12 protein-coding genes are annotated in these 16,330 nt (G+C 75.3%); 2 read left to right on the top strand and 10 right to left on the bottom strand.

Going from position 1 to position 16,330, the window contains the following annotated elements; translation table 11 throughout:
- Positions 1-334: 334 nt before the first annotated feature.
- Both afsK and ABT092_RS19635 read left to right on the top strand, forming a co-directional pair.
- The gene (gene afsK, locus ABT092_RS19640) at positions 335-2,782 is read left to right on the top strand and encodes a protein serine/threonine kinase AfsK (RefSeq protein ID WP_351245498.1); all 2,448 of its coding nucleotides are present in this window, start codon (positions 335-337) and stop codon (positions 2,780-2,782) included.
- 93 nt (positions 2,783-2,875) lie between these two features.
- On the top strand, positions 2,876-3,616 hold the full coding sequence (locus tag ABT092_RS19635) for a nucleotidyl transferase AbiEii/AbiGii toxin family protein (RefSeq protein WP_351245496.1): 741 nt from the start codon (positions 2,876-2,878) through the stop codon (positions 3,614-3,616).
- Between the two features lie 3 nt (positions 3,617-3,619).
- Here the strand turns inward: ABT092_RS19635 and ABT092_RS19630 are convergent, their stop codons facing one another.
- From ABT092_RS19630 to ABT092_RS19585, 10 genes are all read right to left on the bottom strand, one after another.
- A complete protein-coding gene (locus ABT092_RS19630; protein WP_451363424.1) occupies positions 3,620-4,105 on the bottom strand; it encodes a hypothetical protein in 486 nt (161 codons plus the stop codon).
- A 198-nt stretch (positions 4,106-4,303) separates the two neighbouring features.
- Positions 4,304-4,495, bottom strand: coding sequence for a hypothetical protein (locus ABT092_RS19625; protein ID WP_351245494.1), 192 nt, complete (start codon positions 4,493-4,495; stop codon positions 4,304-4,306).
- Between the two features lie 184 nt (positions 4,496-4,679).
- Positions 4,680-4,859 (bottom strand): hypothetical protein, encoded by a 180-nt coding sequence (locus ABT092_RS19620; protein ID WP_351245492.1) that lies wholly within the window; start codon positions 4,857-4,859, stop codon positions 4,680-4,682.
- A gap of 322 nt (positions 4,860-5,181) precedes the next feature.
- Positions 5,182-6,729, bottom strand: a complete 1,548-nt coding sequence (locus ABT092_RS19615; RefSeq protein ID WP_351245490.1) for an FAD-dependent monooxygenase — start codon at positions 6,727-6,729, stop codon at positions 5,182-5,184.
- A complete protein-coding gene (locus ABT092_RS19610; protein WP_351245488.1) occupies positions 6,726-7,400 on the bottom strand; it encodes an acyl-CoA-like ligand-binding transcription factor in 675 nt (224 codons plus the stop codon). Before ABT092_RS19610 ends, ABT092_RS19615 begins: the two co-directional genes overlap by 4 nt.
- A gap of 143 nt (positions 7,401-7,543) precedes the next feature.
- Complete coding sequence (afsR, locus tag ABT092_RS19605; RefSeq protein ID WP_502968465.1) at positions 7,544-10,516, bottom strand: SARP-family global regulator AfsR; 2,973 nt, start codon at positions 10,514-10,516, stop codon at positions 7,544-7,546.
- A 909-nt stretch (positions 10,517-11,425) separates the two neighbouring features.
- Positions 11,426-11,614 (bottom strand): hypothetical protein, encoded by a 189-nt coding sequence (locus ABT092_RS19600; RefSeq protein WP_351245484.1) that lies wholly within the window; start codon positions 11,612-11,614, stop codon positions 11,426-11,428.
- Between the two features lie 57 nt (positions 11,615-11,671).
- Positions 11,672-12,352: a hypothetical protein gene (locus tag ABT092_RS19595; RefSeq protein ID WP_351245482.1), complete on the bottom strand. Its 681-nt coding sequence runs from the start codon at positions 12,350-12,352 to the stop codon at positions 11,672-11,674.
- Entirely contained in the window at positions 12,349-13,575 is a 1,227-nt protein-coding gene (locus tag ABT092_RS19590) for an AAA family ATPase (RefSeq protein ID WP_351245480.1), read from the bottom strand. Before ABT092_RS19590 ends, ABT092_RS19595 begins: the two co-directional genes overlap by 4 nt.
- Before the next feature lie 62 nt (positions 13,576-13,637).
- Entirely contained in the window at positions 13,638-16,292 is a 2,655-nt protein-coding gene (locus ABT092_RS19585; RefSeq protein WP_351245478.1) for a bifunctional FO biosynthesis protein CofGH, read from the bottom strand.
- Positions 16,293-16,330 lie beyond the last annotated feature (38 nt).

Raw genomic sequence — 16,330 nt, 5'->3', positions numbered from 1 at the left:
GGTGGGCCGGCGGGCGGGAGGCGGGGGAGTGGTGAAGGCTCGCGGGAGACTGAGTCGTGCGCCACATCCGACCCCCGGCGCGGGAGGCCGGGGCCCCCGGCGCACCGGGTCGAGTGCCGCTCGTCACGTGGTGGACCGTCAGGTGCCCGGCGGGAAGGGGGCGCCGTGCGGCGAATGGGATGACTAGTCGTAGACATCCCGTTTCGTCCTCGGGTTCGCAACAGGCCCCCGGGGCAGGAAGAATCGGGGTGCGTGCCGCCCTGGCGGTTCGGTGGTGAGACGCTGCACGGGGTCGTGTTCGTGGAGGCGGCCCGTACGGGGAGGTGGCAGGCAAGTGGTGGATCAGCTGACACAGCATGATCCGAGACGGATCGGCCCGTTCGAGGTGCTGGGGCGGCTCGGTGCCGGCGGCATGGGGCTCGTCTACCTCGCCCGCTCGGCGTCCGGTCGACGCGTCGCGATCAAGACCGTGCGGACGGAGCTCGCGGAGGACCAGCTCTTCCGCGTCCGCTTCACCCGTGAGGTGGAGGCCGCCCGCGCCGTTTCCGGCTTCTACACCGCCGCCGTGGTGGACGCCGACCCGCGGGCCGCCGTGCCGTGGCTGGCCACCGCCTACGTGCCCGCCCCCTCCCTTGAGGAAATAGTGAACGAGTGCGGGCCGATGCCCGCGCAGGCCGTGCGCTGGCTCGCCGCCGGGGTCGCCGAGGCGCTCCAGTCCATCCACGGCGCCGGGCTGGTCCACCGCGACCTGAAGCCCTCCAACGTGCTCGTCGTCGAGGACGGGCCCCGGGTCATCGACTTCGGCATCGCCAGCGGGGTGTCCAACACCCGGTTGACGATGACCAACGTCGCGGTCGGCACCCCCGCCTACATGTCACCCGAACAGGCGAAGGACTCCCGCAGCGTCACCGGCGCCAGCGACATCTTCTCCCTGGGCTCCACCCTGGTGTTCGCCGCCACCGGCCACGCCCCGTACCACGGGGCCAACCCGGTCGAGACGGTGTTCATGCTGCTGCGCGAGGGGCCCGACCTGACGGGGCTGCCCGACGAGCTGCGGCCCCTCATCGAGTCCTGCATGCAGCCCGACGCCCCGGCCCGCCCCTCGCCCGCCGACCTCCAGGCCCAACTCGCCCCCCACCTGTTCGGCTCCGGCTCCGACGACAGCGGCACCGCGTCCGCCTGGCTGCCCGAGCGGGCCACCAGCCTGATCGAAGCCCGCCGCGGGGGGCGCACCCAGGCCGCCCAACTCCCGGCCCCCGCCCACCCGCAGGCCCCGCCGCACGGCCACGGTGCGCCCCCCGCCCAGGGCGGCGCCCGCGGCGGCCGGGGCCGGGGCGCCCCCGGCGTACCGCCGCCCCCGCCGCACGCCCCGCCCCTGCCGCACCAACCGCCCCCCGGCCCCGACGCCCACCCCGACCGGCATCCCGCCGAACCCGGACGGCACGCCGCCGGCCACGGCGGGGTGCGGCTCGCCGGCGCCCGGGTGCCCATCGGCCCCGGACCCCGGGTCGCCGACGCCCGCCCGGCCCACGCCGGCTCCCCCGAGGCCCAGCTCTCCGGGCACTGGTCGCGCTCCGCCGCGGCCGGCCCGGGCGCCGTCGCCGTACCCGCCGCCCCGCCCCGCCCCGCGGCCCCGCCACCGGCCGGCGGCGCCGGCTGGCGCCCCTGGCGGTTCCGGATGTCCAACGACGTGTGGGGCACCCCCGCCGTCGACGGCGACCTCGTGTACGTCACCTCCTTCGAGGTGCACGCCCTGGACGTCGCCACCGGCCGCCGCCGCTTCAAGACCCGCGACGTGGCCTGGTCCATGGCCGTCTCCAGCGGCCGGGTCATCGCCTCGGACGGCCCCACCCTCTACGCCCTGGACGCCCGCGAGGGCACCGACCTGTGGCGCCTGTCCGCGGACGGCTGGGTGTACGCGCTCCGCGCCGACCGGGGCACCGTCGTCACCGCCACCCGCGGCGGCGCCGTCCAGGCGTGGGACGCCTCCGGCGGCCAGAAGCTGTGGGAGGTCACCGGGGCCCAGACCGACTTCGAGACCGCCGAGGCGGGCCCCGCCCTCCACGACGACACCGTCTACGTCTGGCACGATGCACGACTGCGCGCCCTGGCCGCACGCACCGGGGAGGAACGCTGGTCCTACCCGATCGGCGACGCCGCCTCCTGCGGCGGGGTGCCCGTCCGGGTCACCCATGCGTCCGACGGCCACGTCTACGTCGCCGCCGGCACCCGCGTCCTCGCCCTGGACACCGCCACCGGCCGGGTGCGCTGGCACTTCGAGGCCCCCGCCGCCTTCCTGGCCCCGCCGGCCTTCGCCCCCGGCCCCGCCGTCACCGGCGGCGGCGTCTACCTCGCCGACTACCTGGGCACCGTGTACGCCCTCGACCCGGCGGACGGCCGCGACCGCTGGCGCATCGCCACCGAACCCCGCTCCTCGGCCGAACCCGTGCTGGTCGCCGACGGACACGTCCACGTCGGCAGCGGGCGGGGCCTCTACACCCTCGACGCGGTGACCGGCACGCCCAAGTGGCGGTTCCAGGCCGGCGGGGACGTGGTGGGCACCCCGGTCGTCGCCGAGGGCCGCATCCACTTCGGCTCCACCGACCACCTGCTGTACACGCTCAAGGCGGACGACGGCCGACTGCGCTGGAAACTGGCCACCGGAGGGGAGATCACCGGCGCCCCGGTGGTCCAGGCCGGGGTGGTCTACGCGTGCAGCAAGGACCGCTGCGTGTACGCCCTCGACGCGGAGAAGGGCACCGGCACCGCCCGTCACGGCTGAGGCCCCCGGCCCGGTCCGTCCCACGGGGTGGACCGCCGGGCCGGGCGGGGCGGTGGACCGGCGGGCGCCGCCCGCCGCGGGGACAATCGCCCCATGCCCTCCACGACGTCCACCGCCGGGCCGGCCCCGGGCGAACCGCACCGCAGCCTCCTGCCCGCCCTGCTGGCCGCCGGCCGGCCGCACCGGCTGGCCCTCGCCGGCGGGTGGGCCGCCCGCGCCCACGGCCTGGTCGACCGGGCCAGCCGGGACGTGGACCTGGCCACCGCCGCCGCCGCTCCGCTCGCCGAGGTCACCGCCGCCGTCCGCACCGCCCTGGAACACCGCGGCTGGACCGTGACCGCCGAGGAACGCGGACCGCTGGCCGCCCGGCTCACCGTGGCCGTACCGGAGCCGCCCGGCGCACTCGCCCCGCTTCCGAGCACCCCGGACTCCGCCCCCGTGGGCGTCCACCTCTACAAGGAGGCGCTGTGGCACCCGCCGGTCGGCACGCCCCTCGGGCTGGCGTTGGCGCTGGAGGACCTGATCGGGACGAAGGTGCGGGCACTCGCCGACCGGGGGCTGGCCCGCGACCTGGTCCACGTGCACGCCGTCGCCGACCGCTGGAGCCGCCTCGACCTGGAGGAACTGGGCCGCCGGCACGCCCCCGACACCTTCGACCCGCGCGACCTCCAGGCCCGGCTGGCCGGCGCCGCCTGGCTCGACGACCGGGAGTTCCGCGCCTACGGACTGGGGCGCCGGGCGACCGCCGAACTGCGTGCCTGGGCCGGGGAGTGGGGCGACGAGATCGCCGAACGACTCGTCGAGGGGGAGCCGCCGACCGAGGAACCCGACTGAACCTCAGCCGCCCGGCGGCGGTTCGGGCGGCGGCTCCCCGCGGGGCGGCACCGTCCCGTAGCGGGCTCGGGCGGGCCGACCGGACATCACGGCGGCGCCCAGCAGGAGCAGCAGCCCGCCGCCGAGCCCGCCGACGACACCCCAGCCGAGCCCCCGACCGTCGCTGGTGACGGCCAACTCGCCCATCGCCTGCCCCGTGCGGACCATCCACAACACGGTGAACCCGAGCACCACCACCCCGGCCACGGCCACCGCGAGCCGGGAGCGGAGCACCACCCCGACCAGGGCCAGCACGGCAGCGGCCAGGAAGGGCAGGAACAGGGAGAGGAACAGCTCCGCCCGCGCGTCGCTGACGCCTTGGGCGGTGAACAACTCGCCCACCTCGTAGTACCGCCCGGGACGGCCGTCGTACCAGGCACGGAAGGGGCTCCAGACGGCGGCCGTCGCACCGAGGAGGGCGAGGAGCGATCCGAGGACGTTGCGCGCCATCGGCGTCGCCTCCTTCGGCCTCACGCCACCGACGCTACGCCCGGTGCCACGGGTTCGCCAGACGGGCGGACGCCGCTCCGGTCACGGCGGTGCCGTGCCGGAGCGGCGTCCCGGTCGTGGGCCGACCGTCGATCAGGGCCGGTCAGCGGCGGTTCCCCGGCGCTTCGCCCCACGGCCGTGCCGGGCCGCGGTCGGCCCTCAGCGGACGCCGGTGGCGTGCTGGTCGGCGACGCGCTGCTGGCCCCCGGTCGCATGCTGGTCGAGGGGGCGGACCTGGACGCCCTCCTTGCCGCCGGTGGCGTGCTGGTCGGCGGTCGCGACCCCCGACGCGCCGAGGGCCGCCCCGGCGGCGAGGGCGGTCACGGCGAGTAGTTTCCCTGCGCGGATCATGATGGTGTCTCTCCCTGCGGTTGTGGTCACCGGGCGTCCCTCGCCCGGTCGTCGATGCGGGGACCACCGGCGCGGGAGCACGACGACAGCGAACCGCGGCGGCTCCCCCTCGGTGCCGCCGCGGTTCGTCTTCCCCCGTCCCCCTGTGTGCTTCCCCCGTCTCCCCCGGTCGGTGCGGCGGGCCCTAGGGCTTGCCGCCCGTGGCGTGGTTGTCCGTGGTCCTCGCGGTGCCCCCGGTCGCGTGGTTGTCCGCGGGCTTGGTCTTGCCGCCGGTCGCGTGGTTGTCCCTGGTGACCACGGTCGGCTCGTCGGTGGCGTGGTTGTCCTGGGTCTTGGTCTTGCCGGGCTTCTCGGCGTTGCTCATGGTGCTGAACTCCTGATTTCTGGGAGCCGTTTGCGATGGATCCGTCCGGCAACACCCCCGTCGGGTGCCGGACGAACCGGGTCGGACGGCTGTCCCCAGGGGATGGCCGTCCGCCCGCTCGGTTCGTCCGCCCCCCGCTAAGACGACCCGATGCCTGAATGATGGGCCCGGGCGATAAACGAACGATGAACGCCCCGGTGACCGGAGGATTTCCGGCCGGCACCGGGCCGCCCGGACCCCTCACCCGGCGGGACGGCCGAGGGCGGGCGGGGGGTTGCGCCGGCCCGGTCACACCGCCGCCGTCCCGGCCGGGGCCCGGGGCTCAGGCCCCGAACCAGCGCCGGACGGCCGCCCGCAGTCCGGCCAGTTCCGCCGCGTCCGGGCGCAGCGAACCGCAGGCCCAGGCCACGTACCCGTCGGGGCGCACCAGCAGGCCGGTGAGGCCGTCCGGGCCGCCGCGGGCGAGGACCGGGTCGACGGCGTCCTGCCCGGCCGGGAGGGCCGCCGCCGGCGACCGGTCCGCGGTCAGGTCGACCAGCAGGGGACGACCGCTCCGGGCGAGCTCGGCGAGCCGGACCCGCTCCGTCCCGGTGTCCAGCTCCACCTCCAACTCCGGCGCGAAGCGGCCGACCGCGGGGTGGGGGTCGGTGACGCCCATGTCGTAGCGCACGTCGCTGCCCGCGACCAGGTCGGCGAGGTGCTGGACGACCTGCTCGCCCCGCAGCAGCTCGGTGAGCAGCTCGCGCAGGGCGGCGGCGTCCTCTCCCGGTGCGGTCAGCGCCGCCTGCGCCCGGGCGTTGAGCAGCATGCGTCGGGCGGCGAGGCGGCGCTCGGCGTCGTAGCTGTCGAGCAGTCCCGCGGGGGCGGTGCCGCGCAGGGTCGCGGCCAGCTTCCAGCCGAGGTTGGCGGCGTCCTGGAGACCGAGGTTCAGCCCGGGGCCGCCGCCGGAGGCGTAGACGTGGGCGGCGTCGCCGACCAGCAGGACCCGGCGGTCGCGGAACCGCTCGGCGACCCGGGTGTGGCCGCCGTCCAGTCGACGCAGCACGTGCGGGCCCGCTCCGTCCGGGGCGCCGAGCGGCAGTTCGACGCCGAGCACCCGCTCGACGCTCGACGCCAGCTCGGCCAGCGTCATCGGCCCGTCGGAGGCGGGCTGGTCCCACTCGGTGGTGCTGACCAGCGGCGGGTGGCCGGGGAAGGGGGCGTAGGAGAAGCTGCCCCGGTCGGTGAGGTGGGGCAGGAAGGGCAGGACCGGTGCGCGGCCGGGGATCGCGAGGGCCCCGTTGACCGGGTCGATCCAGTCGGCCGGAACGGCGGCGTGCGCGGTGCGGTTGGTGCGGCGGTCGTAGCCGACGCCGGGGAAGCCGATCCCGGCGAGCTTGCGGAGCACGCTGTGCGCCCCGTCCGCGCCGACCGCGTAGCGGGCGCTCAGCCGTTGCTCGCCGTCGGGACCGGTGACGTCGAGGGTGACCGTCCGTGCGTCCTGGGCGAGGGCGTGCACCCGGTGGCCGCGCCGCAGGTCCATGCCGAGGGCCCGGGCCCGTTCCGCCAGGACCTCCACGATGCGGTGCTGCGGCACGGCCAGGCCGAAGAGCGGGCTGGAGTCCAGCAGGCTGAGGTCGAGGCCGAGCGCGCCGAACATGAAGTAGGCCGAGTTCGGTAACGGCGGCTCCGGGCTGCCGCTGAGCGGCTCGTGCAGCCCCCGGTGGTCCATCAGGCGCACTACCTGCCCCAGCAGGCCGTTGGCCTTCGGCACGGTACTGGGTCGGGGGAGTTGCTCCAGCACGATCGGGCGGATGCCGGCCAGGCTGAGTTCGCAGGCGAGCATCAGCCCGTTCGGGCCGCCGCCCACGACGATCACGTCGGCTGTCACGGTCGGGTCTCCTCGGCGGGTCGGGGGCCGTGCGGCCCCGGTTGCGGGACGGGCAGGCCGGCGGCGAGTTGCTCGAACACCCGGGTGAGGACCGTGTCGAGCGGTTCGGCGGACGCGGAGCGCAGACCGTGTTCGACGGCCACCGTGCTGCCGGCCGCGACGACCGCCGCCACCAGCCTCGGGTGGAGGTCGTGATCGGGGTCGGTGCCGGTGCGCCGTGCGACGGCGGCGGCCAGCGTCCGTTCGGCGGCGGCGCCGGCCTTGACGATCTCGCCGGCCAGGGCCGGCTCGGTCAGCATCAGCCGTACGCCCTCGCGCCACCGCGGGTCCTGCGGAACGGAGTCGGGCGGTGCGAACCGGCCCAGGACGGCGTGGCGGAGCGCTTCCCACAGCGGCTCATCGGCCGGCCGGGCGAGCAGGTCCTCGGCGACCCCGGTCATCCGCTCCAGGTGGCTGTGGGCGATCGCCTCCGCCTTGCCGGCGAAGTAGTTGCGGAAGGTGCGGACCGAGACGTCGGCCTCGGCGGCGATCCGTTCGATCGTCACCTCGGCCCAGCCGTGCAGCACGCACAGCCGGATCGCCGCCCGGCTCAGGGCGAGTCGGGTCTGTCTCTTCTTGCGCTCGCGCAGTCCGGGCGGTCCGTCCGCGGAGGGCTCGTCGATGGGGGACATGGGAGAAGGGTAGAAAAATCTTGCACAGACGGCAAGATTTCTGAATCGGCAAGTTTTTGGATCCTGTTCGCCCTCCGCACCCGCCCCGGACGCACGGGTGCCGCCCCCCGACGACCGGGGAGCGGCACCTCGGTGACGGGCGCTCAGGCCGCGGCGGCCGGCGCCAGCAGGCCGCGCACCTCCTCGGCCTCGTGCGAGCCCAACTCCTCGTAGATGGCGAGGGCCTCGGTCAGACAGGCACGGGAACGGTCCGACTGGCCCAGCCGGGCGAGGGCCCGCCCCAGCAGGGTCAGCACGTTGCCGCGCCGCCACGGACCGCCGATCTCCCGCAGCGCGGCCAGCGCCTGCTCGGCGAGGGCCGCGGCCTGCGCGGGACGCCGGCCCGCCAAATGGGCCTCCGCCAGCCGGAACAGGCTCATCCCCTCCCACAGCCGCTGCCGCGACTCGCGGAACACGGCCAGCGCGGCGGTGAGCTGCCCCAGCGCCTCGGTCAGCCGGCCGGCCTGGGTGAGCGCCATCCCCAGCGCGTAACGGCCGTTGGCCAGCCGCAGCGTGAGCCCGATCCGGTCGTAGATCGCCACGCCCTCCTCGGCGAGGCGCACCGCGGTCTCGGTGCGCCCGGCGGCGAGTTGGATGCGCGACAGGTTGCACAGGGCGCTCGCCTCGCCCGGTCGGTTGCCGTCCGCCCGGAACGCCGCGATGGAGTCGCCCAGATGGCGCTCGCCCTCCGCGTGCCGCCCCTCGTACAGGGCGATGATGCCCAGGTCGTTGGGGGCGTTGCAGCGCACCCACGGGTCGTCGCCGCCCGCGCTGAGCTCCAGCGCCCGCCGGATCTCCGCCTCCGCCGCGGCGAACCGGCCCCCGGTGCTGTGCACCAGAGCCAGCGTCAGCCGGGCCCGGGCCTCCGCGCGGACGTCGCCGGTGCGGGCCCCGGCGTCCCGCAGCGCGCCGGCCGCGGTCTCGTAGCGGCGGGCGCCCACCCCCGTCTCGGCCAGCGTCTTCGCCGCGATCAGCAGGTCCACCGCGCGGCGCAGCCCCTCGGGCCGCTCGCCCTGGCGGACGGCGGCCAGCAGGCACTCGGCCTCCGAGTACAGCCAGTCCAGCGCCGGCCCCCGGTCGGTGAAGGACAGCCCGGGGTGGCTGGTGGGCTCCAGGTGGTCGACGGTGCGGTCCCCGGGGCGCTCCAGCGCGTACACCCCGGCCGCGGTGGCGAGGTAGAAGTCGAGCAGCCGCCCGAGGGCGGCGGAGCACTCCCCGGGGTGCTGCTCGTCCCGTTCGGCGCAGGCCCGCGCGTACAACCGCAGCAGGTCGTGGAACCGGTACCGGCCGGACGCCGCCGACTCCAACAGGGAGATGTCGACCAGCCCTTCGAGGAGGTCCTCGGCCTCCTCCTCCGGCAGGTCGAGGGCGGCGGCCGCCGCCGACAGCGAGAGGTCCGGGCCGTCCGCGAGGCCCAGCAGCCTAAACGCCCGGGCCTGCGCCGGCTCCAACTGGCCGTAGCCCAACTCGAAGGTGGCCTTCACCGCGAGGTCGCCGGCCCGGAGCTCGTCCAACCGGCGGCGCTCGTCGGCGAGCTTGGCGGCGAGCACCGACACCGTCCAGGTGCGGCGGGCGGCCAGCCGGGAGGCGGCGATCCGGATGGCCAGCGGCAGGAAGCCGCAGGCGGCGACCACGTCGAGCGCGGCCTCGCGTTCGGAGCCGACGCGTTCGGCGCCGACGATCCGGGTGAACAGTTGCAGGGCCTCCTCGGGGGACATCACATCGAGGTCCACGAGGTGGGCTCCGGCCAGGTCCACCATGCGCACCCGGGAGGTCACCAGCGCCGCGCAGCCCTCGGTGCCGGGCAGTAGCGGGCGCACCTGGGCGGCGTCCCGCGCGTTGTCCAGCAGCACGAGCACCCGCCGCCCGTCGAGCACCGTGCGGTACAGGGCGGCGCGCTCCTCCAGCGTCTTGGGGATCGACGGCTCCGGGGTGCCGAGCGCCCGCAGGAACGCGCCGAGCACCGCCTCGGGCTCGGCGGCCCGGGGGCCGGCGCCCTGGAGGTCGACGTACAGCTGCCCGTCCGGGAAGCCGGCCCGCGAGGCGTGCGCCACGTGCACCGCGAGGGTGGTCTTGCCGACGCCGCCGATGCCCGCGACCGCCGACACCGCCATGACCCGCCCCTCGGCGGTGGTGAGCACCTCGCTCAGCTCGGCCACGAAGGTCGAACGTCCGGTGAAGTCCGGTACTGTCGCCGGGAGTTGCGCGGGACGGGCCGGGGTGGGTGCCGGCTCGGGTGCGGTCGCGACGGGTTGGCTCAGCGAGGGGTCGGCGCGCAGGATGCGCTGGTGCAGTCCGCTGAGGTCGGGGCGCGGGTCCACGCCCAGCTCCTCGGCGAGCAGCCGCCGGGTGTCGGCGTAGACGGCGAGCGCCTCGGCCTGGCGTCCGCTGCGGTAGAGCGCCAGCATCAACAGTTCGCGCAGCCGTTCGCGCAGCGGATGGGCGGCGGTCAGTGCGGTGAGTTCGGAGATCGACTCGGCGTGGTGGCCCTGTTCCAGGTCCAGGTCCAGTCGGGTCTCCTGGAGTTGGAGCCGCCACTCCTCCAGTCGGGTGCGCTGGTTCTGCGCGTACGGTCCGGGCAGGCTCGCCAGGGGCTCGCCCTCCCAGTGCGCGAGCGCCTCGTTCAGTAGGGCGCGGGCCCGGGGCAGGTCGCCCCCGGTGCGCGCCTTGTCCGCCGCGGCGGACAGGTCCTCGGCCCGGGTGAGGTCGAGCGCTTCGGGCGGCACCCGGATCGCGTAGCCGCCCGCCTCGCTGCTCAGTACGCCCGGCCCGAGCGTCTTGCGCAGCCGGGAGGCGTAGGTGCGGACGGTGGCGAGCGCCTGACTGGGGGACTCCTCGCCCCAGAGCGCGTCGATGAGTTGGTCGGCGGTGGCCATCCGCCCCTCGCGCAGCAGCAGCGCGGCGAGCAGCGCGCGCTGCTGGGGCGAGCCGGTCGCCAGGGGCGCCGTCCCGCGCCAGGCCCGCACCGGGCCGAGCACCCCGAAGCGGAGTTCCGGCGCCGCCCGGTCGACCCCGGCGGGCCGTCGCGCGGTCGGGGCGCCGGGCGCCGGGAGGGCGCTGGCGTCCGCCCCGGGCACGTCGCTGGTCGACTGGTGGGTGCTGGCCGCCGCGGCCCGGGTCGGGTGCGCCCCGGCGGCGCGGTCGTCGGTGTGGTGCGTCCTGCTGTCGGCGTCGGTGTGCGTCCGGTGGCCGTGCCCCGGGTCCGGTCCGGCGCCGGCCCCGCCGGCGGGGCCGGTCACCGTGGCTCCGGTGCCGCCCGCACCCTCCCGGTCGTGCGCCCGGGCCCCGCCGATGTGCGGGGTCGCGGGCCGACCGGAAGCGGGTGCCACCGGGCGGCGCTGATCCGGGACTCGCGGTACTCCGTCCATGCGTTCCCCTGCCCTGCCTGACGTGATTCCTGAGGTTTCGTCAGTGTGCCTTGTTCCTACACGAAGAGTCAGTCTTGATATGTGCCTGTCACGGTAGTCGGGTGTGGTGCTTCGTCCGTCGACGTCCGGGCCCGCACAAGGGCGGTCGTACCCAGGGTGGACACCCGTACGCCGGTGGAAGGTTCCCGACCGGTTCCCCTGAACGAGGGGTTCCGCCCGCGCCCGGTCGACGGCGACCGGCCGGGCGCGGAGCCGCTGCGGTCTCCGGGAGGACCCCGGCCGCCGCCCGGGGTCCTTCCGGCGCCAGCGGCGAGCCGTTCCCCGCGACACGGTCCACCAACGGTCTCCTCGTCGTCTGCGACGCCCCCGGTCCCGACGTCGACGCGTGGGCGGAGCCGGGGCGGCGCGGCCCCGGCAGGACGCCGGGTGCCTTCCGGACCGGAGGATGCCGACGGCGGTCCCCGCGGTTGCCTGCCCGCGGCCCGGATGCGCGGTCCACGCGTCCGGGCGCCATCCGGTACGGCGGACCCGCCGTACCGGATGACGTCGACATGCGCAGGACGACTTCGACCGCCGAAAGGTTGTACGGGCCCGTCCCGCGCGCAGGCCGGGCACGGGTCAGGACGGCGGGTCCCGGCGGGCGTAGTCGGTGGCGGTGCCCCCGTGTTGGTCGACCCACCAGGCGATCCGGCAGTCCAGACAGGTGTAGCGCCACCGGGGGAGCCGCGTCTCCGGATCGGCGGCCTGGGCCAGGATCACGCACGTGTGCCCGCACTGGACGCACCGGACCGGCTTCTGAGCGTTCACCCGGCCAGTCTCGCAGGGCGCCCCCGTTTCCCCGCGGGGCCACGGCGGGGCGCGGCGTCAGCGCGCGGCGGGCGGGGCCCAGCTCGCCAACTCCTCGACGAAGTCGGCGTAGGAGTCGTTCCGGCCCTCCGGAACGGAGACCAGCCCGTGCTCCAGAGCGCGGCGGGCGACCGCGGGGCCGTCGCTCTCGCGGAAGACGGGAGAGCCGAGCCGTCTCTTGAGTTCTTCCTTGGGCCCCTTGAGTCGCCCCGAGTCCTTGCCGCGCAACTGAGCGGGGACCTTCCACTTCGGGTGCACGCGCGCAAAGGCGTCCGGGAAGAGGAGGAGCCAGCCCTCGGACTCCCAGGCGGCGAGCGCCAGGGCGGTGAGGGCTCCGCCGCACTGGGTCCGCAGAGCGTCCGCGACCGCCGCCCGCACCTTCCGGTACTGCGGGTCGGTGAACCCGTCCAGGTCTTCGTGGACCACCAACCCCACGAGTTCCGAACGCTGCTGGAGGGCCTTGGCCCGCGCCTTCCCGACGAGGGCCTTCGCCGCCACGGCCAGTTCCTGGCCAGACTTGCGGCGCAACCGCACGGGATCGTTGATGCGGACCAGTTTGGCGGCCGTACACAGGTCGGGCCGGTGCGCGCGTATCAAGGCCGCCACGATCTCGCAGTCGTTCTGGTCCTCGCCGGCGAGGACGATCACGCGTCCCCGTGCGCCGCCCCGCCGGTCGCCGCCCCGGTCCCGGCCCGTCACAGCGCATCCCCGGTCAGATCGCCGCCCAGCACGCCCGCGAACCAGAGTTCGCCCAGCGGTTGGTCCCCGGACGCCTCGACGATCGCCTCCACCTCGTCCACGGTCAGCGCCGGAATGATCGACGCGCCCTCCTCGTCCCGGTCACAGACCAGGAACTCCCCGGGACGCAACCGGTTGACCAGAGCGGGAGAGTGGGTCGCGACGATGAACTGGGTGCGCTCGGAGGCTTCCCGCAACCGCTGCACCACCAACTCCAGCGCCTGGGGGTGCAAGCCGTGGTCGATCTCCTCGATGCAGGTGAACGCCGCCGGACGGGGGTCGTACAGCAGGGCGAGCAGGCCGAGCAGTCGGACCGTGCCGTAGGAGGCATCCGCCAGCGGTGTCAGCCGGCGCAGTCCGCGCTCCCGCAGTACCACCGTGAGCTGGTCGATCGCCCCGCCGACCTCCTCGAACTCGATGTTCTCCAACTGCGGGAGGACGTGCCGGGCGTCCTCGACGAGGCGCTCCCAGAGGTCGTCCCGAGCACTCAGGCTGATCAGGAACGCGGCCAGGTTCTCCGCGTGCGGTGCCAGGGTCGCCATGTCCGCGGCACGCAGCTGGGTGGGCAGCCGGGCAGCGGCCACGTCGACGTCGAACACCCGGAAGGAGGAGAGACGGTCGGCGACCCGGGTCACCTCGTCGCCGCCGTCCGAGGGGCCGAGCCGGGGGAGGGTGGACAGACCGCTGCTCAGCCGGCGGATGCCGAAGCTGCTCCCGCTGCCCTCCTCCTTGCCGGAGCGCTGGTCGACGACGTGCGCCTCCTCACCGGAGATGGTGATGCGCCGCCCCCGCCCCCGCGTCCGTTTGAACGCGAAGACCTCCTTGCGGGAGAGCGTGTAGGCGGGCCCGTGGGACCGCAGCGAACGGCGCCGGATCGTCAGGTCGTACTCGTCGGGCGCGTTCAGGGTGGAGTGGCTCGTCCAGGTGGCCTTGAGCTGGATGCGCATGGACGTGGGCGGCTTGACACCGCCCCAGAAGGCGACCTCGTCGAAACCGCCCCGGGCGTCCAGCGCGGGCTGGAGGTCGGTGCGGATGATGTCGGCGAGGAAGTCGAAGACCTTCAGCACATTGGACTTGCCCACACCGTTCGGCCCCACCAGCACGGTCAGCGGACCGAGCGGGACGGTCACGTCGCGCAGGCTGCGGAAGTTCTCGACGTGCAGTTCGAGGAGACGACTCGACATGGGGTGAACCTACCCGGTCCGTGATCACGGCGGAGGCGGATCCTCCGCCGCCCCGCCCCGCCCTACTCCTCGCCCGCGGGAAGCACCGGCAGCAGCCGCGGCAGGTGACCGTCCGAGCCCGCCGCGGCCCGCTGCCGCTCCTCGGGCACCTCCCCGTACAGGGTCGTCCGGGGCCGGGCCGGCCGGCCCGCCGCCTCCGCGATGGCGACCAGGTCCTTGACCGACCGGTAGGAGCCGTAGCCCGAGCCGGCCATCCGGGAGATGGTCTCCTCCATCAGGGTGCCGCCCAGGTCGTTCGCCCCGGAACGCAGCATCTCCGCCGCCCCCTCGGCGCCCAGCTTCACCCAGCTCGTCTGGATGTTGCGCACGTGCGGGTGGAGCAGCAGCCGGGCCATCGCGGTCACCGCCCGGTTGTCCCGGGTCGTCGGACCGGGGCGGGCGATGCCCGCGAGGTACACCGGGGCGTTGGTGTGCACGAAGGGCAGCGTCACGAACTCGGTGAACCCCGCGACGCCCTTCTCCTGCGCCCGTTCCTGCACCTCCACCAGGGTCCGCAGGTGCCCCAGCCAGTGCCGGGGCTGGTCCACGTGCCCGTACATCATCGTGGACGAGGAGCGCAGGCCCAGCTCGTGCGCCGTCTCGATGACCTCCCGCCAGGTGGCCGTCGGCAGCTTGCCCTTGGTGAGCACCCAGCGCACCTCGTCGTCCAGGATCTCCGCCGCCGTGCCCGGCACCGAGTCGAGCCCCGCCTCCCGGGCGGCCGCCAGCCACTCCCGGATCGACAGCCCGGTGCGGCTCGCCCCGTTGACGACCTCCATCGGCGAGAACGCGTGCAGGTGGATGCCCGGCACCCGGGCCTTCACCGCCCGCGCCAGGTCGAAGTACGCCGTCCCGGGCAGGTCCGGGTGGATGCCGCCCTGCATGCACACCTCGACCGCGCCCACCTCCCACGCCTGCGCCACCCGGTCCGCGACCTGTTCCAGGGACAGCGTGTACGCGTCGGCGTCGGTGCGGCGCTGCGCGAAGGCGCAGAACCGGCAGCCCGTGTAGCAGACGTTGGTGAAGTTGATGTTCCGGGTGACGACGTACGTCACCTCCTCGCCGACGACCGACGCGCGCAGGTCGTCCGCCACCCGGCACAGCGCGTCCAGCGCCGGACCGTCCGCGTGCAGCAGCGCCAGCGCCTGGGCGTCGTCCAGCCGGGTCGGATCGTCCGCCGCGGTGCGCAGCGCGCCGCGCACGTCCCCGTCGATCCGGGACGGCACCATCCCCGGCGCGGCGGCCTCGCGCAGCGCCTCCCAGTCGCCGTACACCGCGTCGAAGTCCTCCCGCCGGTCGGCGGTGCGGCCCTCGGTGTCGATGGTGCGGTGCAGGTCGGTGCGGCCCGAGGGCGCGGCGAACCCCTCGTCGGGCTCCTGCCAGGGCAGCCCCACCGGCCGGGCGTCCGGGTCGGCCAGTCCGGTCACCGGGTCGGCCAGCGCCCGCACGTGGGGCACCACCCGCGGGTCCAACCAGGGCTCGCCCCGCTGCACGAACTCCGGGTACACGCAGAGCCGTTCGCGCAGCGTGAAGCCGGCCGCCGCCGAGTGCCGCGCCAACTCCTCGATCCGCGGCCAGGGCCGCTCCGGGTTGACGTGGTCGATGGTCAGCGGCGACACCCCGCCCCAGTCGTCGACGCCGGCCCGGATCAGCCGCCCGTACTCCTCGTCCACCAGGTTCGGCGGGGCCTGGATGCACCCCGCCGGGCCCATCAGCAGCCGGGCCACCGCCACCGCGGCCACCAGGTCGTCCAACTCCGCGTCCGGCCTGCCGCGCATCGCGGTGTCCGGCTTGGCCCGGAAGTTCTGGATGATCAGCTCCTGGACGCCCCCGTAGGCGCGGGCCACCTTCCGCAGCGCGAACAGCGACTCCGCGCGCTCCTCGTACGTCTCGCCGATGCCCAGCAGCACTCCGCTGGTGAACGGCACCGAACTGCGGCCCGCGTCCTCCAGCACCCGCAGCCGGACCGCGGGCTCCTTGTCGGGCGAACCGTGGTGCGGGCCGCCCGGCTCGCTCCACAGCCGGGTCGCCGTCGTCTCCAGCATCATGCCCATCGACGGCGCCACCGGCTTCAGCCGCTGGAGGTCCGTCCAGCTCAGCACCCCCGGGTTGAGGTGCGGCAGCAGCCCCGTCTCCTCCAGGATGCGGATCGACATCGCCCGCACGTACGCCAGGGTGTCGTCGTACCCCTCCGCGGCCAACCAGGCGCGGGCCTCCGGCCACCGGGCCTCGGGCTTGTCCCCGAGGGTGATCAACGCCTCCTTGCAGCCCAGTTCGGCGCCGCGCCGGGCGATGTCCAGCACCTCGTCGGGCGAGAGGAACATGCCGTGCCCGGCCCGGCGCAACTTGCCGGGGACGGTGACGAAGGTGCAGTAGTGGCAGGTGTCCCGGCACAGCCGGGTCAGCGGGATGAACACGCTCTTGGAGTAGGTGATGACCCCGGGCCGGCCCGCCGCCGCCAGCCCCGCGTCCCGGACCCGGGCCGCCGAGGCGCACAGGTCCTCCAGGTCCGCGCCGCGGGCCTGGAGCAGCGCGGTCGCCTCGGCGAGGTCCAGCGCGACCCCGTCCCGGGCCCGACGCAACGCTCTGCGCAGGGAATTGGCGGTCGGCCCGGCCGCGCCCCCTCGGGCCGGAACTGCGTGATCGGCGGGGCCTGACGGGGTCCGGGCATCTGTCATACGGCGAGCATACGAGCGCCCGCCGACCCCGTCAGCGG

Source organism: Streptomyces sp. NPDC002490, from assembly GCF_040296045.1.
Lineage (GTDB): Bacteria > Actinomycetota > Actinomycetes > Streptomycetales > Streptomycetaceae > Streptomyces.
This window is presented reverse-complemented; position numbering and strand designations above follow the sequence as displayed.